This is a genomic window from Paenibacillus sp. FSL H3-0286 (assembly GCF_045040705.1).
GTDB lineage: Bacteria > Bacillota > Bacilli > Paenibacillales > Paenibacillaceae > Paenibacillus_AQ > Paenibacillus_AQ odorifer.
Genome location: NZ_CP150285.1, coordinates 5131953 through 5155045 on the forward strand (window position 1 = coordinate 5131953; position 23093 = coordinate 5155045).

Annotated in this window: 21 protein-coding genes and 1 riboswitch; of the genes, 5 read left to right on the top strand and 16 right to left on the bottom strand. The window is 45.3% G+C overall.

Features of this window, described 5'->3' with window-relative positions:
- Positions 1 to 52: 52 nt before the first annotated feature.
- The gene (locus MHB37_RS23145) at positions 53 to 1168 is read right to left on the bottom strand and encodes a DUF4349 domain-containing protein (RefSeq protein ID WP_175620038.1); all 1116 of its coding nucleotides are present in this window, start codon (positions 1166 to 1168) and stop codon (positions 53 to 55) included.
- A gap of 428 nt (positions 1169 to 1596) precedes the next feature.
- On the opposite strand from MHB37_RS23145, the gene MHB37_RS23150 reads away from it, so the two are divergent.
- Positions 1597 to 1749 (top strand): DUF1540 domain-containing protein, encoded by a 153-nt coding sequence (locus tag MHB37_RS23150; RefSeq protein ID WP_076098619.1) that lies wholly within the window; start codon positions 1597 to 1599, stop codon positions 1747 to 1749.
- A gap of 146 nt (positions 1750 to 1895) precedes the next feature.
- Here the strand turns inward: MHB37_RS23150 and metE are convergent, their stop codons facing one another.
- From metE to MHB37_RS23190, 8 genes are all read right to left on the bottom strand, one after another.
- Complete coding sequence (metE, locus tag MHB37_RS23155; RefSeq protein ID WP_076130698.1) at positions 1896 to 4199, bottom strand: 5-methyltetrahydropteroyltriglutamate--homocysteine S-methyltransferase; 2304 nt, start codon at positions 4197 to 4199, stop codon at positions 1896 to 1898.
- Between the two features lie 154 nt (positions 4200 to 4353).
- Positions 4354 to 4560, bottom strand: a riboswitch (cobalamin riboswitch).
- A 99-nt stretch (positions 4561 to 4659) separates the two neighbouring features.
- A complete protein-coding gene (locus tag MHB37_RS23160; protein ID WP_076130699.1) occupies positions 4660 to 5520 on the bottom strand; it encodes an undecaprenyl-diphosphate phosphatase in 861 nt (286 codons plus the stop codon).
- 50 nt (positions 5521 to 5570) lie between these two features.
- Positions 5571 to 6194, bottom strand: a complete 624-nt coding sequence (locus tag MHB37_RS23165) for a DedA family protein (protein WP_076281532.1) — start codon at positions 6192 to 6194, stop codon at positions 5571 to 5573.
- 17 nt (positions 6195 to 6211) lie between these two features.
- Positions 6212 to 8161, bottom strand: a complete 1950-nt coding sequence (locus MHB37_RS23170) for an FtsX-like permease family protein (protein WP_405168574.1) — start codon at positions 8159 to 8161, stop codon at positions 6212 to 6214.
- The gene (locus MHB37_RS23175; RefSeq protein ID WP_076184196.1) at positions 8136 to 8906 is read right to left on the bottom strand and encodes an ABC transporter ATP-binding protein; all 771 of its coding nucleotides are present in this window, start codon (positions 8904 to 8906) and stop codon (positions 8136 to 8138) included. The genes MHB37_RS23170 and MHB37_RS23175 overlap by 26 nt, the downstream gene beginning before the upstream one ends.
- 85 nt (positions 8907 to 8991) lie before the next feature.
- Positions 8992 to 9999 carry a sensor histidine kinase gene (locus MHB37_RS23180; RefSeq protein ID WP_076130702.1) on the bottom strand — a complete coding sequence of 336 codons (1008 nt, stop codon included), beginning with the start codon at positions 9997 to 9999 and terminating at the stop codon, positions 8992 to 8994.
- Positions 9996 to 10697, bottom strand: coding sequence for a response regulator transcription factor (locus tag MHB37_RS23185; RefSeq protein ID WP_076280510.1), 702 nt, complete (start codon positions 10695 to 10697; stop codon positions 9996 to 9998). The genes MHB37_RS23180 and MHB37_RS23185 overlap by 4 nt, the downstream gene beginning before the upstream one ends.
- A gap of 162 nt (positions 10698 to 10859) precedes the next feature.
- Positions 10860 to 11306: an NlpC/P60 family protein gene (locus MHB37_RS23190; RefSeq protein WP_341164510.1), complete on the bottom strand. Its 447-nt coding sequence runs from the start codon at positions 11304 to 11306 to the stop codon at positions 10860 to 10862.
- A 228-nt stretch (positions 11307 to 11534) separates the two neighbouring features.
- On the opposite strand from MHB37_RS23190, the gene MHB37_RS23195 reads away from it, so the two are divergent.
- Complete coding sequence (locus MHB37_RS23195; protein ID WP_405168575.1) at positions 11535 to 12170, top strand: hypothetical protein; 636 nt, start codon at positions 11535 to 11537, stop codon at positions 12168 to 12170.
- Positions 12171 to 13062: 892 nt separating this feature from the next.
- Here the strand turns inward: MHB37_RS23195 and MHB37_RS23200 are convergent.
- On the bottom strand, positions 13063 to 13857 hold the full coding sequence (locus tag MHB37_RS23200; RefSeq protein ID WP_038572584.1) for a TIGR00266 family protein: 795 nt from the start codon (positions 13855 to 13857) through the stop codon (positions 13063 to 13065).
- A gap of 300 nt (positions 13858 to 14157) precedes the next feature.
- Here MHB37_RS23200 and MHB37_RS23205 point away from each other — a divergent pair, with 300 nt between their 5' ends.
- Complete coding sequence (locus tag MHB37_RS23205; protein ID WP_076302702.1) at positions 14158 to 15054, top strand: rhodanese-related sulfurtransferase; 897 nt, start codon at positions 14158 to 14160, stop codon at positions 15052 to 15054.
- A 255-nt stretch (positions 15055 to 15309) separates the two neighbouring features.
- Here the strand turns inward: MHB37_RS23205 and MHB37_RS23210 are convergent, their stop codons facing one another.
- The 5 genes from MHB37_RS23210 to MHB37_RS23230 all read right to left on the bottom strand — a co-directional run bounded on the left by MHB37_RS23210 (position 15310) and on the right by MHB37_RS23230 (position 20733).
- Entirely contained in the window at positions 15310 to 15981 is a 672-nt protein-coding gene (locus MHB37_RS23210; RefSeq protein WP_076130250.1) for a YitT family protein, read from the bottom strand.
- Between the two features lie 315 nt (positions 15982 to 16296).
- On the bottom strand, positions 16297 to 16797 hold the full coding sequence (locus MHB37_RS23215) for a Crp/Fnr family transcriptional regulator (RefSeq protein WP_076217941.1): 501 nt from the start codon (positions 16795 to 16797) through the stop codon (positions 16297 to 16299).
- A 175-nt stretch (positions 16798 to 16972) separates the two neighbouring features.
- Positions 16973 to 18901 (bottom strand): fructose-specific PTS transporter subunit EIIC, encoded by a 1929-nt coding sequence (locus MHB37_RS23220; protein WP_248548397.1) that lies wholly within the window; start codon positions 18899 to 18901, stop codon positions 16973 to 16975.
- Between the two features lie 38 nt (positions 18902 to 18939).
- Positions 18940 to 19851 (bottom strand): 1-phosphofructokinase, encoded by a 912-nt coding sequence (gene pfkB, locus MHB37_RS23225; protein ID WP_076279191.1) that lies wholly within the window; start codon positions 19849 to 19851, stop codon positions 18940 to 18942.
- Positions 19852 to 19968: 117 nt separating this feature from the next.
- Positions 19969 to 20733, bottom strand: coding sequence for a DeoR/GlpR family DNA-binding transcription regulator (locus tag MHB37_RS23230; RefSeq protein WP_339244350.1), 765 nt, complete (start codon positions 20731 to 20733; stop codon positions 19969 to 19971).
- 251 nt (positions 20734 to 20984) lie between these two features.
- Between MHB37_RS23230 and MHB37_RS23235 the strand changes: the two genes are divergently transcribed.
- Positions 20985 to 21257 (top strand): hypothetical protein, encoded by a 273-nt coding sequence (locus MHB37_RS23235; protein ID WP_076130246.1) that lies wholly within the window; start codon positions 20985 to 20987, stop codon positions 21255 to 21257.
- Positions 21258 to 21447: 190 nt separating this feature from the next.
- Positions 21448 to 22557: an AI-2E family transporter gene (locus MHB37_RS23240; RefSeq protein WP_076130245.1), complete on the top strand. Its 1110-nt coding sequence runs from the start codon at positions 21448 to 21450 to the stop codon at positions 22555 to 22557.
- Positions 22558 to 22667: 110 nt separating this feature from the next.
- Here MHB37_RS23240 and MHB37_RS23245 read toward each other — a convergent pair whose 3' ends face one another.
- Positions 22668 to 23072: a hypothetical protein gene (locus tag MHB37_RS23245; protein WP_036683006.1), complete on the bottom strand. Its 405-nt coding sequence runs from the start codon at positions 23070 to 23072 to the stop codon at positions 22668 to 22670.
- Positions 23073 to 23093 lie beyond the last annotated feature (21 nt).

The following is a 23093-nucleotide window of genomic DNA, read 5'->3' on the forward strand; positions in this document are numbered from 1 at the left end:
GCCTCCAATTCACGGTATACCATGAATTGGAGGCTTTTTAATTCATAGGAGCTTATTCTTTATTCTCGTCCTCGTTAGCTTTCTTATCCTTTATTGAGGTTGTCACCTTTGGCTCTGCTGGTCCAGGGAGTACCGCCTTGTTCAGTTCCCGATTTTCCTGCCGTATCCGCTGGGTCTGCTGCTCCCGTCGTGCACGGATATTTTTGCGGGCAAACCAAACGATGACTAAAATAATGCCCGCACCGATTAGAATCGGCAATGCACCTGCAAGAATTACAAAAATCCACTGAAACATAACAGATAGTGCGTTCAGGCTTCCTTTTAAAGCATCCGATGCCCGTTCTAGCAATGGACCTTGCTCTGCCTTTTCCTTCACGGCTAAGCTCTCATCCGTCTGGTACACTCTAAGCTCTACCGTTGAAAAAGATACGTTCTGATCTATATATCGCATTCTGCCTTTGATCTGCTCAATCGTTTCTTGAATCGAACCAAGCTCGTTTGCAAAGGCGACCAGATCACTTGATTTCGTTGCTTTTTTCATAAACTCTGTGTATTGAGCTTCCATTAACTGCTTTGCCTTTAGACGCGACTCCAGATCAACATACTCCTCCGAGACATCCTGACCTTGAATACTGCGTTGTAGCGATTCGTGTTTTACTTTTTCCAAATTATTCAGAAAAGGAGAGAACCCGGAGGCAGGCACCTTAAGGATAAACGTCCCTCCTTGCTCATATTGCGACATGTTTTCGTTAAACTCTATAATATATCCTTTAGCCATCGTTACCATGTTGCGGATTTCAGTCTGAGCTTTACCGTAATCTTCTACTTCCATAGTCAGATTGGCATGATAGATTAGCTTCTTGTTCAATCCTTCCACGACATCACTGCCCGTGAATCCCGCGTTCCCTTGATCCGTGTTCTCTGATGTCAAACCTTTTTCAACTGGGGCTTCGTTGCCTCCCGCTGCTGTCTCAGCTTCTGCTGAGGTGCTCTTATCCGCTAATGTAGCTTTCGAAGATTGCTCAGTGGTTGCTGCAGCAGAATTACTCGTATTTCCGCCGTCACCAGCTAATTTGTCTGCCGCCGAATTGTTATCACCCGAGCCACAACCTGCCAATACCACCGCAAGAATTAATAAACATAAGTAATGCAGACCCCATTTGCGCATTCTCATTCCTCCAAAAGTGTAGTGGTTATCCCTAGCATTGTAACGTTACGGAATGTCATGTTCTGTACAGATCTCTTCCGTCTCTCATTTCTATAACGCCCCAAAACTTGGAAGGTTGCACTGGAATATGGAATTTCGGTAAATTTCTTTTGGTTTTTCTTGTTGAATACACAAAAAGCCGCATTTCTGCGGCTCTTATTGGACATATTTTTGATGTGGGAAGGTGACCCGAAAGTTAAAGAACTTATTTGCTTACAAACTCATTATTTGGTACAATTACCACGTCTAACCTAGTAAAAAAAGCCAAATACCCTCTATTCATAATGAATGAGGGCGTGACACGGCTTTGTTGAGACAAGCTCCACCTTGCTGAACAGAGCCGTTCATTGAATGATACTATCAATTACTATAAGGGGAGGTGAACCCTCATGGCAAAAGACGTAGTTTGTGAAGTTAACTCCTGCACCCACTGGGCAGAAGAGAACAAATGCAGCGCTGAATCGATCTTCGTAGCTTTCCACAGCTCCCAAGAACCAAAACGCGCAGAAGAAACAGATTGCAAAACTTTCGAAAGTAAATAAGTAAATGCCTGAAGGGACCCTCCACGGTTCCTTCTTTTTCTTTTTCATTCTAACAAGATTGAGAATTATTATCAAGTAGCTGATTATAAAAAAATAAGTGAACTAAAAAGCCAGGGTAAATTACCCTGGCTCTAATTTATTTATGTCTATTTTGATGCAATAACCCCTGACTTTTCCCTCGCAATAGCAGCAGCGCTTACCATGTTACGTAGTGCATCCTCTGTCTCCTGCCAGCCACGTGTTTTCAGACCGCAATCCGGATTAATCCAGAACTGTTCAGGGTCCAGCACCCGCAGCGCACGATCGATATTCGCCGTCATTTCTTCTACAGCCGGAACCCGCGGGCTATGGATGTCATACACTCCAAGACCGATTCCTTTATCATAGGCCTGCTCCTCAAAGCTGATAATCAGCTCCCCATGGCTACGTGAAGTCTCAATGGAGATTACATCAGCATCCATAGCCGATATGGAATCGATCATGTCATTGAATTCGCTATAGCACATATGCGTATGAATTTGTGTCGTAGCCTTCACATGGTTCGTAGCAACGCGGAACGACTTCACTGCCCAGTTCAGGTAATGCTCACGGTCTTCTGCCTTAAGCGGAAGTCCTTCACGTATAGCCGGCTCATCCACTTGAATCATTTCGATGCCTGCATCTTCCAACGCTTTTACTTCATGGCGAAGGGCAAGAGCAATTTGATTGGCTACCTCTTCCCGGCTGAGATCATCACGTACAAATGACCAATTGAGGATAGTTACAGGACCCGTCAACATTCCTTTAACCGGAAGCTTCGTCAACGATTGTGCATAGACACTTTCTTTAACAGTCATAGGCTGTATAAATGCAACATCCGCGTAGATCACCGGTGGCTTAACGCAACGGGAACCGTAGGATTGAACCCAGCCATTACTAGTAAACAAGTATCCATCCAGCTTTTCTCCGAAAAACTCCACCATATCTGTACGCTCGAACTCACCGTGGACCAGAACATCCAGACCTAGCTTTTCTTGGAAGGTAATTGCATCCGCGATCTGCTCACGAACAAATCCATCATAACGCTCCTGATTCCAGACCCCTTTACGCCATTTCAATCTCGCCTGACGCACTTCTACTGTCTGCGGGAAGCTACCAATTGTAGTGGTTGGCAGAAGTGGAAGCTGCCATTTCTCTTGCTGCACCTTTAAGCGTTCAGCAAAAGGCAAACTGCGTTGGTCCGGCAAAGCTGCAAGTGCAAGCACTTGCTCCGCCACATCCTTACGGCCACGCTCAGGTAGTGCGCGGAATGCTGCAATAGCTTCACGACTAGCGGCCAGCGCTGCTTTAGAAGCTTCTCCTTTATCTGCGAGGGCTGCTCCGAGCAAACTAAGCTCTGCAAGCTTCTCATCGGCAAAAGCTAACGCATTCTTAACTGTCGCCTTCTGCTTCACCTCACCTTGAACGGTGACTGGGACATGCAGCAGACTGCAAGAAGGCTGAAGAATAAGACGATCAAGCGGCACATGAACGCTGAGCTTTTCTACCAGTTGCAGCTTAGCGTCTAAATCGGAACGCCAGATGTTCCGTCCATCAATAATTCCGGCACCCAGCCATTTGTCCTTCGGCCAGCCAAGACGTTCGATAGAAGCCAGATTCGCTCCACCATCGTGCACAAAGTCAAGACCCAAGCCTTGAACAGGCAACTCTAGCAGTGCCTCCAACGGTTCAGCAGCTTCGAAATACGTCTGTAAAATAATATTCAAGCCCGGCACGGAGCCGGCAATTTCTGTGTATATCGAGTTAAGCAGTGTTAATTCTTCTTTACTTATGCCTGTAACAATCGCTGGCTCATCGATTTGTACCCAGCTTACCCCTTCTTGCTTCAGTTCCTGTAGCAGTTGAACATAGACTGGAACAAAACGTGCAGCAATCTTGGCGATATCTGCCGCTGCGTAACCTTTGGACAGCTTAAGGAAGGTATACAGACCTAAAAGTACCGGTTTACCTTCAATCCCTGCCTGCGATTTAGCAAAACGATAAGCCGCTAGAGGTTTATTTTCAGTCAGGCGTGGTGTTTGTGTGCCGATCTCTGGAACGATATAGTGATAGTTCGTATTGAACCATTTGGTCATCTCACAGGCAGTAGCCTCAGTATTACCACGGGCCATTGCAAAATAAAGATCAAGCCCGATGTCGCCGCCATCATACGTGTACCGTGGAGGTACAATTCCAAACATAACAGCCGTATCCAACACATGGTCATAAAAAGTAAAATCATTCACCGGAATAAGCTCAATTCCTGCCTCTTGCTGGGTCTTCAAATGCTGCAGCTGAATTGCTGCCATTTCGGAGCGGAATTGCTCTTCATTTATTTTCCCCTGCCAGTAGGCTTCCAGTGTCTTTTTCCACTCGCGGTTCTTTCCGATTCTCGGATATCCAAGATTACTTACTTTTACTTTATTCGTCATCTCGATACACTCCCTCTTCCATCTCTTATTTCAAACTCCAAAGCTACTTGCTTTCCTATAAAAAAGAGCGCCCTTCCCTAAAAAAGTCAAAGGGAAAGACGCCCATGATATACCCATGGTTAACGTCTAACACCTCCCTATCTTCCGTAGGTGAAGCAGTGCTGTTGAAACAGGCAGGTCTCCTGGCTAGCGGCGTCAACATCTTGAGCAGTCTTCCCAGCAGTAGTAAATTGCCAGTGACCTCTGTTGCTCGAGATTCTTCCGTTACAGTGGCGGGACCGCATCGGCTTCGAACCGAATTTCCCTATTAAGCCTACCGAATTACTATTTTCCGGTCAGCACCTGTCTCCGATATCATTCATCATTTGAGTGTCTTAATCTGATGTCATCATACGTGAAAGCCCCAGCAATCTGCAATAGATTACTGGGGCTTCTGTTATATCGATTCCTTATAACGGACTTAGAAAAATACGAAATATACTACAGCAGCAAGAATTATACGGTATATAGCAAACGGTAAGAGCTTGATACGATTGATCAGTTTTAAGAAGAAACGCATCGATAACAGCGCAAATAGGAAGGCACTAATAAAGCCTGCAATAAAAAACGGCAACGCGTCCATGGTGAAATATTGCCAGTTTTTCATCAGTGACAACAGACTGGCACCTGCCATGATGGGTACTGCCATAATAAACGTAAAATCAGCAGCGGCACGATGGCTCATCCCGAGGAGTACTCCACCAGAAATCGTCGAGCCCGAGCGTGAAAATCCAGGCCATAACGAAAAACACTGTACAAGACCTACACCAAGTGCCTGTTTGTATGTAATCTGATCTACACTCTCAGTTCTGATCTTCTTCGGCCCAAACAGATCGGCAATAATCATTAATATAGCCCCAATCACTAGACCAATTAACACTGTTGAGGTAGAGAATAAATGCTCATCAATATAATCATTAAACAGAACACCTAACACACCTGCAGGCACTAACCCTACCAGAACCTGAGTCAGCTTGAGATGCCCGCCCTGCTCCAACTGCGGTAGCTCCTCTGTTACAGGATCCAACTGCTTACGGCTGAAACGCTTTAAGCCTAACAAATCAATGAACCGATTTCTAAAGATCACAACAACCGCTAATATTGAACCCAGTTGAATAACTACTTTGAAGGTATTTGCTGTATATTGTCCAAATAACTCCTGTGATTTCAGCCACATATCATCAACAATAATCATATGACCCGTGGAGGATACTGGAGCAAATTCGGTTAAACCTTCAACAAGCCCCAAAATAATGGCTTTAATAATCGTTAATAGCTCCATTTGTTTCCCTCCTTTTTAATAGTCATTTCTATTATCAGTCCACTACCCGCTTAGCCCTCAGTGTTCATTCTCCGGCTGCGTTTGCGGAAGTACAGAAACCCAAGGATAACTAATCCGCCAGCAATTAGTACATAGACTACATTGGAGTACACATCCATGTACACGGCAATGTCTTCCCAGGATTCGCCCAATACCGCGCCAATAAGCACAAGCAGCAAATTCCATCCCAATGTGCCAATCGTTGTGAAGATCATAAATACTCCAAATTTCATGCCCGACATTCCCGCCGGAATCGAAATCAGACTGCGGACCAGCGGAACCATCCGACAAAACAATACAGTCCAGTAGCCATATTTATCAAACCAGGCGTCAGCCTTGTGGATATCTTTTTTACTGACCCTAATTAGGCTACCCCAGCGTTCAACCAGTTTCTCTAACCGGCTCACATCCAATAATCGGCCAATATAATAGAGAATTACTGCACCCAGTAGTGAACCAGCCGTGGCAGCAATGATTACACCAGGGATCGTCAAGCTCGTCGTAGTCGTCATAAATCCTCCAAAGGGCAGGATCACTTCTGAAGGAATTGGTGGAAATATATTTTCAAAGGCCAGCATCAGAAAAATACCGAAGTAACCAAACTGCTCCATAAAATCTGTAATCCATGCTTGCATCTTGTTACCCCCATTTCTCATATCAAGTTCTTCTTCAGGTTGCGTAAATAGCGGCTGCGAATAAAAAAGAAGTATAGTCCTTGAACAGCCAAATATCCGAGTAACACCGCGCCTGTCTCCGTTGCGATAGATAAGTAGAACAACCGTTGAAGCGCAATAAAGGCAAACACACTGTGTAAAATAGCTATTCCGACCGGCACAAAAAACAACAAAGACAGCTGAATCGTAACTATTCGATTGAGTTCTTTATCCGTAAGTCCCATCTTGGACAAAGTGGAATATTGATTGCGATCATGATCAAGATCGGTATATAACCGGAAGTAAAGAAAGCTGCCTGCCGCGATAAAAAAGACAGTACCCACCAGCAAGGAAGCAAAAAGCATTGTGTTATACAATGTTTTCTGAAGCTCAAACAGCGTGCCGCTGATCACAATCGCATACGGAGAATCACTTTCATAGGACTGTTTGCCTTTATGGGCAAGATCAGCAGCGATACCTACCGTCTGTGGAAAATCCTCTACATAAAAACCTGTATAAAGATCCGTCTGCACGGGATCAATAGCGCTGTAGAGCTCATCACTGATCACGACACCACTAAAATCCCCGCCATCTCTACCATCCAGCTCCGGCAATAAATATTCGGCGATGGGAACTTGCTCGGTATAACCTATTTCTTTAATGGCAAGTCCTTGCTGCAAGGAATAGACCGCTTTTACTCTGCCTTCTGTTAAACTGCGATCACGCTGTGAACCAATCATCACCAGACCTTCGTTACCCACCAGAGCACGCTCATCTGTTGGGAACCCTGCACGTTGCAGGGCGAGATTATAATCACTGAAAGCAATCAAGGGAAGGCGTAAAGTGCGATCGGGTCCAGTCTGAGCTTCAACCTCAGCATATTTAATCGGGATACTAAGCGCCTCATAAGGGAGTTCGTGCGTCTTGAGCTCTTCCTTAATTTCGTTCAGATGCTGATCAAAGGGTACATCCGCCTGATTTCCTTTGGCTACATAACCCACTGCTGCGGGATAATCCAATTTCAGCTCTCTGGAAAGTGTATGTATCGATGCAAATACCCCTACGGAAGTGAAGGAGACTGCGGATACAATCGTCACCATAAAAAACATTCGGCCATTCTCTTTCCAGCGGTAGGACAAACCGGATAAAGTGATGATATTCGTACGATGCCAATACAAGTGCCGAATGTCCTTAAGCAGCTTAACCAAACAAATACTTAGCTGGGTATAAAAGAGATACGTCCCGATAACCGTAATCGCAACGACCGGAAACATGACTTTCTCTACGGAAGCAGCTTTTGCAGTAGCCGCCATATAATAACCACTGATCAGCAGTACAGCAGAAATAATAGATAATACAAAGGATACTTTGGGTTCTTCTTCTGCCTTACGCTCTCCCTGAAACAGACGCATCAGTGACTCATTGCCGATAAAAACAAAGGTGCAAAGCGATATCAGAAAAAACAATAACACGAAGCTGCAAATCGTAAGCACAAGTGCCTGCCATGGGAGATGAAAGGTTAACAGGGGAATTCCCAAAAAAGTAGATCCGATCATCAAAAATAATTTGCCCAGAAGTAACCCGAGAAGGGTACCTGTCAGGATGGCAGAGGTGCCGATCATCATATTTTCCAGAAAAACCATGGTGTTCAGCTGTCTCTTCGTCATTCCATGCATCAATAAAATTCCGAACTCCATCTTGCGCGACTGCAGGAAAGATCCAACGGATACGAGCACGAACAAAGAACAAAAGACATAAATAATTGCCTCTGCCACCATCATCGTATGAGCCGCCGTACTATAAATTAAGCTCTTTGAAATATCCGGATGGTAAATAAACAAAGCGCACACGAAAAAGATCATCACCGAAAAAGCACTGACGACAAAGTAAGCTGCATATTTGCGTTTATTACGTGTTACATTCCTATAAGCGAATTGCCGAAAGGTCATGGCTGGTTCCCCCAAGCAGAGACAGCATATCAATAATACTTTGGAAGAAAGCGCCTCTATTACTGCCCTTGTACATTTCACTATAGAAACGTCCGTCTTTAATAAAGATGACCCGGTTGCAAAAGCTTGCAGCCACTGCGTCATGTGTGACCATCAGCACCGTAGCTCCTTCTTCCTTATTCACCTCTGTCAACATATTCATGACTTCCCCTGAGGCTTTGGAGTCCAGATTGCCTGTGGGCTCATCCGCCAAAATTAACGATGGACGATGAATCATCGCCCGGGCGATAGCCGCCCGCTGCATTTGTCCGCCTGAGACCTCGTACGTGCGCTTCTTCAGCAAATGTTCGATGCCAAGCAAGGTAGTGACCTCTTTCAGCCTGCTCTCCATCTCTGGGACACGAGCACCTGCAAGCGTCAAAGGTAATACGATGTTTTCCTCTACAGTGAGCGTATCCAGTAGATTAAAATGCTGAAAGACGAAGCCTAGCTCATGACGGCGAAAAAGCGCCTTTTCTTTTCTGCTAAGCAGATTAGGATCTCGGCCGTTGATCAGAATCTGACCGGAGGTCGGTTGGTCGATGGTGGCAATCGTGTTGAGCAGCGTTGTTTTCCCGCTCCCGGATGGACCCATTATGCCAACAAACTCCCCCTTTTCTACAGAAAAGCGGATATGATTCAGCGCCTGAGTGGACACTTTACCCTCATATATTTTTGATAAATTATGAACATCTAGAATGGGCAAGTGTTACCTCTCCTTCTTTCGACTGGATTGCCTTCATTATACAAAGTGTACACATAGGCTGCTATTTCTGAAACTTACAATGCCCTTACACATTTGTAAGGTTTGTTATATGCTGCTCCCTAAATACAATCCGCACGGTGGTCCCGCTTCCTTCTTCGGAACGGATACTCACCTCATGTCCAAGTTTGCCGCAGATCTGCTTCACGAGATATAAACCCATCCCCGTAGATTCCTGGAAGGTTCGTCCATTCACCCCGGTAAAATAAGCATCGAACACACGCGGTAGATCTCCTGCTGGTATGCCTACTCCTTCATCCCGGATCTCAAGCACAGTCTGCTTATCTTCCGTGACCATCCCTTGGAAATAAACATGTTTGCCCTCTTCTGTCGTATAACGTACAGCGTTCGTAATCAGCTGCGTAAGGACAAAAGTGAGCCATTTTTCATCCGTGGTTACGGTAATCTGTTCATCTATTTGTATAGCTGGAAATACTCTTTTTCGAATAAAAAGACGCTTCTGCTCAGAGGTCACACCACGTACGATGGTCTCCAAATTCAGCCGTTCCACATAAAAATCGTGCTCGAAAGTATCCAGACGGGCCGTATAAAGCACGGTATCCAGTCCTTTTTTCAGACGATCCAGTTCATCACCAATTGCCGTAAAAGGAGGGCCATCCTTATCCTGAATGATCAGATGAATGACAGACAACGGCGTCTTCATGCCATGTACCCATTGATTAATAAAGTGAATATGCTCTTCTAATTTGTGGCGGTAGCTGTGCAAATCATTTTTGTAGAGGCGGAATTGCGACCCCAGTAAACCTCGCAAGCTTACGGCTAGCGGAGAATCCTGTGTAGGGCCACCTGCCTCATCGAGAGAGGAGGGCGTAGTCTCCAAACGTTCATAGAACGTGCGATTGGTGACGTAACGGTAAGCGAGGTAGCCAATCAGTAGACAAGTGCTGAGCAGCGCGGCATATAAACTTACATTCAGACCGCTGCCTCCATCCAGCCGGTACACTAATGTGATCAGGACTAGCTGGGCTAGATAGACCACGATCAGGGGGAACTGTTCCCGTAATAACAACTTCATTCCTCATCCCCCCAATTCGGAATCAAACGATAGCCTTGACCGCGCACGGTTTGTAGTCCATCTGTGATAGCGAGAGCGGCAAGTTTTTTGCGTACACGTGTAACATATACATTTAAGGTATTTTCATCCACGAAGGCTTGATCATCCCAGATTTTTTCGAGCAGCCTGTCCCGGGTAACGATGGCACCTGATTTTTGCATTAGCTCATCTAGTATCTTGGCTTCCGTGTGGCTTAAGTCCACTTTAGCTTCGCCTCGGGTAAGGATTAGCCGCTCTACATCCAGCGTCATTCCGGCAACGTTTAGTGTGCGTTCATTATTCCCACCGGCATAGGTGCCGTAGGCGCGCCGCAGCTGACTTTTGATTTTGGCCATCGCGATTTCGTAATCAAAAGGCTTAGTGATATAATCGTCGGCTCCATTTTCCAGCGCCATTACTTGGTCCATTTTGCCATCGCGGGCAGATATAAAAAGAATAGGGCAGGTTGAAATTCCGCGAATCTGGCGGCACCAGTAATAACCATCGTATTTTGGCAAATTAACATCAAGGAGTACCAGATGTGGCGTGAACGCCTCAAACTGAGTGCGGACCCGCTCAAAATCACTCACCGCCTGCGTTTCATATCCAAACTTATGTAAATAATCCTGTAGCAAAGCCACAAGTCCACGGTCATCTTCTATAATAAATATTTTGAACATATCATGCCTCCGGTCCAGCCTTAACAATATAAGGGGGTCTGCCAAATAATATATACACCGTGCATAGGGTTAGTCAAATCGGAAGGAAGAAAAAAGAACCCATGAAGCACCTGTTTACGGCACCTTCTAGGTTCTTGGATAAGTTAGGTTTAAGGATATCAACTAGTCCCATTGTTTCTTCTGAATCCCGGCAAGAACTCTCTCTACAGGTGCCCAGCCGATAAGTTCTGGTTGGCTCCAGCCCGGAGCAGCTTGCAGATGGCAAATTTCCATGTAGTGATCTATCCTAACTTTATCCCAGGCATGAATGGCCTCGCCATTCCCAAGGGCCAAAGCTACATGCCCCCAATCCTTAAACTCACCGTCCACCAACCCTGAGCAAGCATAAAAAACAAACGCGCCAGCTGGCGGAGCCCCGGTATTCTTGTGCGCATCGTACAGCCCTGCGGATTCGCGTGCATCGCTGCCTCCCCACATTTCGATTCCATTGCTTCTTTCATATGCATCTTCAACAAAAGCAAGACAACGCAGCGGATACTCCTGCGACCCCAGCCGCTCCTTAGCCCAACAAATAGCACTCTCAATTTCCTTGCCAAATTCCACGTCCATTACCAATATACATTCCTCCAAAGTACGAAATAGTGTTGAACACATCATACCTGAACCAGCTACTCATGAGCTGGTATTATATAGTTATCAATTAAACTATCCCAATTGTACCTGAGTGGTCATCTACTTCGGCCAACCATTACTTAAAAAACATAAAAAACCGTAAATGAGCATAGCTCATTACGGCTCTAACAAACTATAAATTGGTTTAAAGATACAGGAGTGGTGGTGGTAGCGATAGCGGTAGTGGAGGACAATTTAAAGTTGATATTGCAGACACCGAACGGTGATATCCTATCGAACATAAGCAACTTATTACTTGTTGGAGTAGCTCATCTGCGGGATTTATACCGTACATCTGACCGCAACTGCTCCCACTGCTTCATTCTACGGGATTTATACCGTACATCTGACCGTATACGCTCGATCGGCTCTATTCTACGGGATTTATACCGCTCATTTGACTGTAGGTACTCCATCGGCTCTATTCTACGGGATTTATACCGTACATTTGGCTATATATGCTCCATCGGCTCCATTCTACGGGGATTTATACGCTCGATCGGTCCACATACATCTGACCGTATACGCTCGATCGGCTCCATTCTACGGGATTTATACCGTACATCTGACCGTATACGCTCGATCGGCTCCATTCTACGGGATTTATACCGTACATCTGACCGTATACGCTCGATCGGCTCCATTCTACGGGATTTATACCGTACATTTGGCTATATGTGCTCCATCGGCTCTATTCTACGGGATTTATACCGTACATTTGGCTATATGTGCTCCATCGGCTCTATCTGCGGGATTTATACCGTACATTTGGCTATATATGCTCCATCGGCTCTATTCTAAGGGATTTATACCGTACATTTGGCTATATGTGCTCCATCGGCTCTATCTGCGGGATTTATACCGTACATTTGGCTATATGTGCTCCATCGGCTCTATTCTAAGGGATTTATACCGTACATTTGGCTATATGTGCTCCATCGGCTCTATTCTAAGGGATTTATACCGTACATTTGGCTATATGTGCTCCATCGGCTCTATCTGCGGGATTTATACCGTACATTTGACAGTGTCGAGTAAATCAAAGGCACTTTTGCCCTTCTTTCGCGCCACACTAGCTCATTCGAGCAAATCAAAGGCATTATTGCCCTTCTTTCGCGCGATACTAGCTCATTCGAGCAAATCAAGGGCACTTTTGCCCTTGTCTCACGCGATACTAAACCTTTACAGCAAAACAAGGGCATTTCTGCCCTTGTTTCACCACACCCTATAGCGCCACCGCTGAAACGACGCGTCCTCTTGTAATGTTGTATACCTCGTATGTTCCACATTTCGCACGCTCTCTGCTTCATATACTAAGCATTTCCATGCTCACTCCACATCTCGCACGCTCTTTGCCTCATATGCTCAGCAATGCCACGCTCACTCCACATCTCGCACGCTCTTTGCCTCATATGCTCAGCAATGCCACGCTCACTCCATATTTCGCACGCTCTTTGCTTCATATGCTCAGCATTTCCACGCTCACTCCACATTTCGCATGCTCTTTGCTTCATATGCTCAGCATTTCCACGCTCACTCCACATCTCGCACGCTCATCGCCTCATATGCTCAGCAATTCCACGCTCACTCCACATTACGCACGCTCTCTGCCTCATCTACTCAGCACTTCACACGCTCACTCCACATTCTATATATCCTCTACTTCCACGCTGTGCAATGCGCTCACGCAGACTTATCTACCATCCAGCAAATTGCCGAGTCCGCCAAGTACGCTTCCTTCTTCTTTCCGACCGCTGTTGCCAGCAGCGGACAGGATGCGATCGGCCATTCGGCTGAATGGCAGCGACTGTACCCACACCTTGCCGGGTCCGCGCAACGTTGCGAAGAACAGGCCTTCGCCGCCGAACAGCGCGGTTTTGACCCCTTTTACAAACTCAATATTATAATCCACCGAAGACGTCATAGCGACTAAACAGCCAGTGTCCAGCTTAAGCGTCTCTCCCGGTTGAAGTGTGCGTTCCATAACATAACCGCCAGAGTGTACAAATGAAAGTCCGTCACCCTCCAGCTTTTGCATAATAAAACCTTCACCACCAAAAAAGCCGGTACCCAGCTTACGCTGAAATTCAATACCGATTGAAACGCCCTTTGCCGCGCAAAGGAATGAATCCTTTTGACAGATGATTTTTCCACCGTATTGCTGCAGGTCGAGCGGGATGATTTTGCCTGGGTACGGAGCAGCAAAGGTGACACTTTTACGTCCATAAGAACCACTGTGTGTAAAGACAGTCATAAACAAGCTTTCACCTGTCAACAGACGTTTGCCCGCGCCCATCAGCTTCCCCATCAAGCCACTTCCTCGCGAGCCTCCGCTGCCGTCGCCAAATATCGTCTCCATTGTTATTTCCTGATCCATCATCATGAAGCTCCCGGCTTCGGCAATTACACTCTCTCCTGGGTCAAGCTGCACCTCTACACACTGTATTTCCTCACCCATAATGGCATAATCAATCTCATGAGCACTCATCCCGCAGTTCCTCCTTATAATTAAAGTCAACATGTGACTTATGAATGAAAATATATACGTGCGTTGCGATTCACGGTTTCGCAAATCCTAACTATCCATGAAAACCGCATATATTCAGCAAAAAAATCAACCAGAGGTTCTGGCTGACCTTAATCCGGTATCCCTGAAAAATGTTATTTATTCCAGCTTTCTTCAGGTTACTGTACCACATCTCTTGTCAATACTTGATAATATGTTACAATACTTTTTATACTTAAATGTTTATTTAGTAGTCTAATTCTAATGATAAAGGTGAAATGAATGAATCCACAATCGGAATATGCAATTCTGCTATACTATAAATTTGTAAAAGTGCCGGATGCAGAACAATTCGCCCAGGAGCATTTGGCTTACTGCAAAGAGCTTGATGTAAAGGGACGAATTCTCATCTCAGATGAAGGCATTAACGGAACACTATCAGGTACGGTTGCCCAAACCGAGCAATATATGAAGGATTTGCGCGCAAACCCTCTGTTTAGCGATATCGTCTTCAAGATCGATGAGGCTGAGGGTCATGCCTTCAAAAAGATCTTCGTTCGTTATAAAAAAGAACTCGTGACGTTCCGGGTCGAGGATGAACTGGACCCTAACGTGATTACCGGAAAGCATCTGGCGCCTAAAGATTTCTATGAAATGATGCAGCGCGACGATGTGGTGATTCTGGATGGTCGTACCGGTTACGAATTCGATCTTGGTCATTTCCGCGGCTCCATCCGCCCCGAAGTAGACAGCTTCAAAGAATTCCCGGACTGGATTCGCGAGAATATGAGCGACCTTAAGGATAAACCAATCCTGACCTACTGTACAGGCGGGATCCGCTGCGAGAAATTAAGCGGGTTTATGATGAAGGAAGGTTTTGGACAGGTGTACCAGCTGGATGGCGGCATTGTGACTTACGGTAAAGACCCTGAGGTACAGGGCCAACTGTTTGATGGAAAATGTTATGTCTTCGATGAGCGGATTTCCGTACAGATTAATCATACCGACGAGGATATCGTTGTCGGACGTTGCCATCACTGCGGTCAGCCAGCTGACCAATTTATCAATTGTGCTAACGATGCTTGTCATCTTCAGCATATTTGCTGTGAGGACTGTGAAACACAGCACAGTGGTCATTGCTCGGACGAATGCGAAGCAATCACGAATGCCGTGGGCTAAATAAAAGGACAAGCTGGCCGCAAATGTTTCTACACGATTCAAAGACGAGCACTAGTGAGTCTTAAGTTAACTAAAAGGTGGCGTACAGGATTTTCACTGTACGTCACCTTTTGTTATGAGCGAAACGTCCGAGCAACGCTCCTAAGGACTGCACCTATTAAATTACGTCATATCCAGCAAAAAAAAGTCAACCAGAAACTCTGGCTGACCTTAAATGTAGTATATCCCCGAATAAGCTGTTTATACCAGCCTTTTTCACATTACCGTACCATCATGCGGTTTACGTAGTGTAGATTGAATCTTTGGCGCCTTCACTAGCTTTGGTTTGCCTAAAGAGGTTGTAAAGGTGATCACATAGCCGGCTACGACTACTGCCATCACTGTATACATCGTTTCTTTAACAGGCATATAAAAGAGTGATAGTGCCAGAACGATTACATCCATCATGATGAATACCGTACCTACTTTGATTCCCTTCCATTCACTAACCAGCAGCGACAAAATATCGTCTCCACCGCTAGCCCCGCCACTCCGCAGGATAATTCCCGCTCCTAAACCTGTCAGTACGCCGGACAAAAGAGCTGCTAATGCCAAATTGTCCTGCAAGTTGATGACCAAACCGGAATAACGTTCCATGAGACCATAGAAGATTGTAAAAGCTCCTACAGAAACAAAAGTGTTGCACACGAACGCTTTCCCTTTGAACATCCATGCTATCAAGAGTACTGGAACGTCTAGAAGCAGAGTTGAAATCGAAGGTGAAATTCCTAATACGTATTTGCCAAGCAGCGATAATCCTACGAATCCGCCCTCTGACAAATGATTCTGAAAATTGATGTGATAATAAGTAAATGCAAGCAAAAATGTTCCAAACAAAATGACTGTCAATCGGAGCAGTACATTCACTCCGTAATTGTGGTTCCTCATACAGGTCTCCCCTTATCGTATATGGCGGCTAGACGTCCCACCAACCTCTACGACGGGTAAAACCGGAGGTATTGCTCCTTCGCATATATATACTCCTTCCCCTCGCAGAGGCGGTTCGTCAAGTAACAACGGTTTACGCACCTTCTACAGGGAAGCTAAGTATAAGACAGATCATAACGTTTCCAAATCGTCCTTTGGGGAATCGTCCTTCGGGGACACATGGTATCCTGATCCTTTCTCTAATTTGATAAGTTCTGTTTACATTATACCACGGAGCCACCCTACTCTAAACAGTTTGCCAGAAAAAAGCAGGAATCACTCTGTACTCCGCAGCAAACGGTTGATTGTTTCACGTCTTACACCGATCAATTGTCCTATTTCTTCCTGGGTCAATAACTCTGTTAGCGCTGCGCCATGAGAGTAGTCATTAAACCAGCGGGTTAGCAATTCCATACGTTCTGCAGGCGTACCTACAGTAAGATGATCCAGCCGTGTCTGCATAAACCGTACCTTCTCCTGAAGCAGTCTGGCGATTTCCATCGCTTGACCAGAATCCTCCCGCAACTGTTGATACCATTCTGCTGATGGAACTGCCTCCACCTCGCTCTTCATCATCGCAACTGCCGTTCCATGCGCCTCCTTTGGCGAAATGAGTGAATGATGGGGAACCATCTCACCGGGATACAGGATGTTGAATAACACCATGTTCCCATTCTCATGAAGTCTTGTGACCTTGAACAGCCCGCTTTTTACCTTAAATAAAAAATCACAGCTGTCTCCTTGGCGGAACAAGACTTCCCCCTTATGTAATATCATCTCGCTCGCTCCTTTTCCTTCTGATTATATATATTTTCAATTATATAAAATTAAACCTCATTTATGGAGATAAATCTACCTATGGGCGAGGAGGTGGGTGATTAAAATCCATGCAAAAACTGCTGGACACCAGAATAACAATTCTGGCACCCAGCAGTTCAATTTACTTATAAAGTTACTTTGCTTCAAGCGGTTTCTTCCATAATCCGAGCATCAATCCGGAGATGACCGAACCGATCAGAACAGCCAACAGGAACAACAGCGCGTGGCTTGAAAGGGCAGCTACAAAGATCCCGCCATGCGGAGCCGGCACGTTGATATTCCAAAGCTGTGTAAGACCTCCAGCAACGGCCGAACCAAGAATACAAGAGGTTAGGACACGAAGCGGATCGGCTGCGGCGAATGGAATGGCCCCTTCCGTAATGAACGACAAGCCCAGCACATAGTTCGTTAAGCCTGATTTACGTTCTTCTTCCGTGAATTTATTCTTAAAGAAAGTAGAAGCCAGTGCTATTGCAAGTGGAGGCACCATCCCCCCCGCCATTACAGCAGCCATCATGAAGCCGTTGGTATTGCCACTGGTAGTGAATACACCGATGGCAAAAGTATAAGCAGCTTTATTGAAAGGTCCACCCATATCTATGGCCATCATGCCACCGAGAACCAGACCCAGAATAACAGCATTAACAGTTCCAAGATCATTAAGCCAATCAATCAGTCCTACATTGATCCAGCTAAAGACCGGATCGAACAGGTAATACATCAATCCACCGGTAATTAGAAGCCCGAATACCGGATATAACAGGATCGGCTTCAGTCCGTCAAGTGTTTTAGGCAGTCCTGCAAATACTTTACGTAATCCGATAATTACATAACCCGCCAAGAAACCAGCAGCCAGCCCGCCGAGGAACCCAGCGTTGGAATTCAAGGCCATGTAACCCCCAACCATACCTGGCATCAGAGCCGGACGATCACCAATGCTAAGCGCTATAAATCCAGCAAGGACTGGAATTAGGAAATGGAAGGCACCATCTCCACCACCAATTGTCTGCAGTAACTGGAACAGCGGATGATCTGCTCCACCTACTTGTTCAATCAGGAAGGAGATTGCTAGCAGAATACCGCCACCGACTACAAACGGGAGCATGTGGGAGATCCCATTCATTAAGTCCTTATATATTTTACTGCCGATACTGCCAGATTTCTCTTTAGACCCTTCGTCATTGCCACCGCGACCTTCATTGTGATAAATCGGCGCTTCCCCATTCATAGCTTTACGAATAAGCTCTTCCGGCTTACGGATGCCATCACTTACAGGTCTTTGCAGTACAGGTTTACCGTCAAAACGGGCCATTTCCACCTTTTTATCAGCTGCAACAATTACACCGCTTGCACGCCGAATCTCATCAGGGGTAAGTACGTTTTTGGCCCCTTCTGAACCATTCGTCTCTACACGGATATTAACTCCCATTTCCAGAGCTTTTTTCTTAAGGGCATCTTCAGCCATAAAAGTGTGTGCAATGCCTGTAGGACAAGCAGTTACAGCTACGACAAAAGCTTGGGAATCCGGGTTGCCCACGATTACACGTTCAGGCTCTGACTTCGCGGCAGTTTCAGCAGCTTCGTTCTCTTTCTCCTTAGCTTCACCTTCCGCCTGCTTGGCATCAAACAAAGCTGATACCTCGTCAGGAGTCTGAGTATTCATAAGCTGTTCAATGAACTCGCTATCGATCAGTAGTCTGGACAATGAGGCCAGTGTACGAAGATGCATATTGCCTGCTCCTTCTGGAGCGGCAATCATAAAGAAGATACGTGCTGGCTCATCATCAAGGGATTCAAACTCCACTCCCCTTGCGCTCTTAGCAAATACAACCGTCGCTTCATTTACCGCTTTAGTCTTAGCGTGCGGCATTGCAATGCCGCCGCCAATCCCAGTGCTGGACTGCTCTTCGCGCTTCAGAATCATCTCTTTAAAAAGGATCGGATCATTAATTCGGCCACTTGCAGCAAGACTCGCAATCAATTCATCAATTGCAGCTTCCTTAGTTGTAGCTTTTAGATCCATGATCATCGTTTCTTTTATCATTAAATCCGTTATTCTCATCATGCTCAACTCCCTTAAGTACTTTGAATGCTGTCGGCTTACACTTCTGAGATTTGGATCAGCGGTCTCAGCTGTTCAATGAATTCTCTGTCCGCTAAGTCATCAGAGAATGCGGTTGCACTGCCCGAGGCAACGCCTGCACGGAACGCCTCCAACAAGTCTCCTGTCAAAGACAGTGTCCCTACAAAACCAGCGATCATGGAATCTCCTGCACCTACAGAATTTTTCACTTTACCTGATGGTGCGTTGGCGTGGTATACCCCTTGCTCCGTAATGAACAAAGCCCCTTCACCCGCCATGGAAACCAGTACATTTTTCGCTCCTGCATCCAGCAGCTTGCGTCCATAAGTAATAATCTCTTCCCTCGTATCTATGGTTACGCCGAACAGCTCTGCGAGCTCATGATGGTTCGGTTTAACCAGCAATGGCTGATACGCCAGTGCTTTTTGAAGTGCAGCACCAGTAGTGTCAATGACGAATTCCGCTCCGCTCTGTTTGCACACAGCTATAAGCTTGTCATAGAAATCTGCACCCAGTGATGGGGGAACGCTTCCCGACAAAATCACTACATCCTCCGCGTTCAGAGCAGCCAGCTTTTGCAATAGTGCGTCGGCTTCAGGATCATGAATGACGGGTCCAACACCGTTAATCTCCGTTTCCTCTCCATGCTTGAGCTTGATATTAATCCGCGTATCATCAGAAACAAACACGAAATCGCTTGAAATTGACTCTTCGTGTAACCAATCCTCAATATATCGGCCGGTGAAGCCTCCAAGGAATCCCATAGCCTTATTCTGAACCCCAAGCTGATTAAGCACTCGGGATACGTTAATTCCCTTCCCTCCCGGAAGCTTCAAATCACGTTTCATCCGGTTCAAGTCACCCAGTCTCAAATCCTCCACTTCCACGATATAATCAATGGAAGGATTAAGCGTTACAGTATAGATCATGATTATCCCTCAATTATGTTGGTTTTCTAAGCCATAGATTACCGATCACAAGTACGGCATCTGTAATTTCTCCAAACGATCACACGGTAATTCATAATTGCTTATCCTATATAAAATTTATACCAGCGTGAAATCCACACCCAATTGCGTGATCTCACGGATGAATTTGTCAGACGCTCCTGAATCTATAATGCAATGATCCATTTCCGTCACATCTGCAACCTTGCTAAAGGATATCTGCCCCAGCTTACTGTGATCTGCCAGTAGAATAACTTGCTTGGCGACTGCGATCATTTTGCGTTTTGTAGCTGCCTCTAACATGTTCGGAGTTGTGATGCCTTCCCGCAAATCCAATCCATTAGTGGCAAGAAAAGTTTTATCTACTCTCACCATATCTAAGGAACGTTCTGTCATCGGTCCAACAAAAGCCATCGTATCCGGGCGAAGCATACCGCCTGTAATTGAGACTTCGATATTGCGGCAATCCCGCAGCTCATTCAGCGCCATAATCGAGTTCGTAATGACTTTGATATTCGAAAAGTTCTTCAGCTCTCTGGCAATCTGCAGTGTTGTTGTTCCTGCATCAAGCAGTATTGCGTCCCCCTCCTGAATCATCTCCACGGCCTTACGGGCAATCCGTTGCTTCTCATCCAATAAATGGTCTTCCTTATCAGGATAAGCCGCTTCAAAATTGACGCTCTGCAGGGAAACCGCTCCGCCATGAGTACGCTTTAATAGCTTGGCTTCTTCCAGCTCCTTCAGATCACGGCGCACAGTAGACTCAGATACGCCCATTTCCTGACTTAGCTCCTGTACAGAAGCTCTGGAGTTCTTTTCCACAAAAAGCACGATTTTTTGTTTTCTCTCTTCCTCAAACATCATCGTGGCTCGCTCCTTTATGTGACAGCGCGACCTGTGCAATTCCTTGCGCTCATCTATGAATTTTATTGACCGTTAATCGATTATATATGACCGTTATTGATCGTTTGTGCTCGTTTATGATTTTAACAGCGTTTTCATCCTGTGTAAAGTGCTAAAAAGAGACAGTGCAAAATTACATCCGAATTGCCTATCTCATATGCGGCATTTATAACATATTAATAATACATACCGGGAAAAGCGGGTGATCAGAAATGGCCAATGGAAGAAACAGCGGGAGAAATAAAGGCAACAGCAATGCTAATAAGAATGGGACCACCAATAACAATAATCCAGTGGAATCCGCAGAACTTAGCGCTGAGGATTATGAGATCATCGCAGCTGGACTTGTAGCCTTAGGTGAGATTTTTTCCTTTTTATCTCTTGTTAAAGCAAGACAAGTTACCAAAGAAACCGGAGGCGAAGATGTAGTTCCTGAAATCTTCACTTTATCCACTAGAAAATCTCATAGACGAAAGTCAAGATAATCTGTGAAAAAGCAGAGAAATAGTTATATCCCCTTGTTAAATTGCGAACTTTTTACTTGGCGTAACCTTTGTAACTAGAACTTCTATATGGGTATGCCAAGAACTACCTAAAAGGAATTGCCCGCTTTTGAATCAATACTTGTAAATTAGGGTTATTAAACTACATAGACATAAATTTGAATTTTGGGGGATGTTTTTATTGCCACAACAGAAGTATTTTCGGACAAGCCTTGCTATTATCGCCTTTTTACTGATTTTGTACTTAGGCTCCAAAGTAATGTTTCTCTTCGCCCCACTGGGTGCCATTTTCAAATTATTACTTGTTCCCATGATGTTATCAGGGTTCATGTACTACCTGCTGCGTCCGTTAGTAAGAATCCTTGAGAAAAGAAAATTAAACCGGGCGTTCTCCATCCTGCTCATTTATTTTCTGATTGCCGGCTTGTTCGTTCTCTTCTGGATTCTAGTCTGGCCGACACTTCAAGAACAAATTCAGAACTTTATTGATAACACTCCTTACCTCGTGCAAGGTTTGCAGGATCAGTTCAATGCATTGAGGGAGAATCCGACACTTTCGCGTTTTTTCAAAGGGGATTCCGACGTCGCAGCCCGTTTATCAGAATTTCTTAGCGATACTATTACCTGGGTTACCAATTCCATGTCCAATTTGATTGGCGTTGTATCCAGCATTGTAGTGTTAATCGCAACTTTGCCCATCATTCTGTACTACATGCTAAAAGATGACTATAAGCTATCGCCTAAACTTCAAGGCTTAATTCCGAGAAAATATCGTAAGGAAGGGCAAGAGATGTTTGGAGATATCGACAGCGCCTTAAGCAGCTTCATCGTCACACGCGTGGTGCTAAATGTCGTACTCGGTATTATGTTATATATAGGGTTCCTTATCATCGGACTGCCTTACTCCCTGTTGCTCGCCGTAATTTCAGTGCCCCTTAACTTCATTCCATATGTGGGATCATTCTTAGCAGCGATTCCGGTAATTATAGTGGGTTTCATTGAATCACCGACGATGGCCATATGGTCCCTGGTTGTAATCTTCATTGCCCAGCAGATCCAGGATAATGTACTCTCACCGATTATTTACGGAAAATCATTGGATGTTCATCCACTGACTACGGTCATCCTTGTCCTTATAGGTGGAGACTTCTACGGTATTATCGGAGTTCTTATTGCGCTCCCTGTTTATATGATTATAAAAATTGTTTTCCTGCGCGTGTATGAGATTATTATTGCAGACCGGATAGATGAAACTGAGCCTATCAAAAAAGAGGAGCTATAACGGTTGTAATCTACTTCGTGAACGGGCGGAGCTTATCTATAAAATAAAAAAGGGTACGTCTCCAATCACTCGGAGTCGTACCCTTTTTTATTCTTTACAGGTGCCTGAAATCATCCTCGTAAAGAACGAACTACAAAGATGTGATTGCCCTTCATCAGGTTTTGGCCGTTCTGAAGAGTAACTGAACCTTTCGTATGTGAGGTAATAATCGTATTAAAGGCAATAAGCTGATCTTCTTTCCAGACGCTAACCGCCGATTTAAAATACACTGCATTGTCAAATTGCTGCCGATCCCTCATCACATAACCTACGGAATGGAGAACTGGAGGCAGCGCTCTTTCTTTTGGAGCCAGAGCCTTAATAACAACAATATCCCGAAACGGCACAGCAATTTCCTGATGGCCAATCACCGCCACCGATGCGGAAAGGTCCCATTTGCGGAGGATTCCCTTCATAATGGTATAAGGTTTCTCCCCGCAGTACATTATAACGGGTTTACCTACCCAATGCTTCATAGCTACCTCCCCTTCGCATCA

Coding starts and splice junctions, on each gene's coding strand:
- MHB37_RS23230 (WP_339244350.1), bottom strand. CDS start 20,733: ATGATGTTTGAGGAAGAGAGAAAACAAAAAATCGTGCTTTTTGTGGAA.
- MHB37_RS23165 (WP_076281532.1), bottom strand. CDS start 6,194: ATGCAAGCATGGATTACAGATTTTATGGAGCAGTTTGGTTACTTCGGT.
- MHB37_RS23180 (WP_076130702.1), bottom strand. CDS start 9,999: ATGAAGTTGTTATTACGGGAACAGTTCCCCCTGATCGTGGTCTATCTA.
- MHB37_RS23220 (WP_248548397.1), bottom strand. CDS start 18,901: ATGAGAATAACGGATTTAATGATAAAAGAAACGATGATCATGGATCTA.
- MHB37_RS23235 (WP_076130246.1), top strand. CDS start 20,985: ATGGCCAATGGAAGAAACAGCGGGAGAAATAAAGGCAACAGCAATGCT.
- MHB37_RS23200 (WP_038572584.1), bottom strand. CDS start 13,857: ATGAGTGCTCATGAGATTGATTATGCCATTATGGGTGAGGAAATACAG.
- MHB37_RS23150 (WP_076098619.1), top strand. CDS start 1,597: ATGGCAAAAGACGTAGTTTGTGAAGTTAACTCCTGCACCCACTGGGCA.
- MHB37_RS23240 (WP_076130245.1), top strand. CDS start 21,448: ATGTTTTTATTGCCACAACAGAAGTATTTTCGGACAAGCCTTGCTATT.
- MHB37_RS23205 (WP_076302702.1), top strand. CDS start 14,158: ATGAATCCACAATCGGAATATGCAATTCTGCTATACTATAAATTTGTA.
- MHB37_RS23185 (WP_076280510.1), bottom strand. CDS start 10,697: ATGTTCAAAATATTTATTATAGAAGATGACCGTGGACTTGTGGCTTTG.
- MHB37_RS23215 (WP_076217941.1), bottom strand. CDS start 16,797: ATGATATTACATAAGGGGGAAGTCTTGTTCCGCCAAGGAGACAGCTGT.
- MHB37_RS23145 (WP_175620038.1), bottom strand. CDS start 1,168: ATGCGCAAATGGGGTCTGCATTACTTATGTTTATTAATTCTTGCGGTG.
- MHB37_RS23170 (WP_405168574.1), bottom strand. CDS start 8,161: ATGACCTTTCGGCAATTCGCTTATAGGAATGTAACACGTAATAAACGC.
- MHB37_RS23190 (WP_341164510.1), bottom strand. CDS start 11,306: ATGGACGTGGAATTTGGCAAGGAAATTGAGAGTGCTATTTGTTGGGCT.
- metE (WP_076130698.1), bottom strand. CDS start 4,199: ATGACGAATAAAGTAAAAGTAAGTAATCTTGGATATCCGAGAATCGGA.
- MHB37_RS23210 (WP_076130250.1), bottom strand. CDS start 15,981: ATGAGGAACCACAATTACGGAGTGAATGTACTGCTCCGATTGACAGTC.
- MHB37_RS23245 (WP_036683006.1), bottom strand. CDS start 23,072: ATGAAGCATTGGGTAGGTAAACCCGTTATAATGTACTGCGGGGAGAAA.
- MHB37_RS23160 (WP_076130699.1), bottom strand. CDS start 5,520: ATGGAGCTATTAACGATTATTAAAGCCATTATTTTGGGGCTTGTTGAA.
- pfkB (WP_076279191.1), bottom strand. CDS start 19,851: ATGATCTATACTGTAACGCTTAATCCTTCCATTGATTATATCGTGGAA.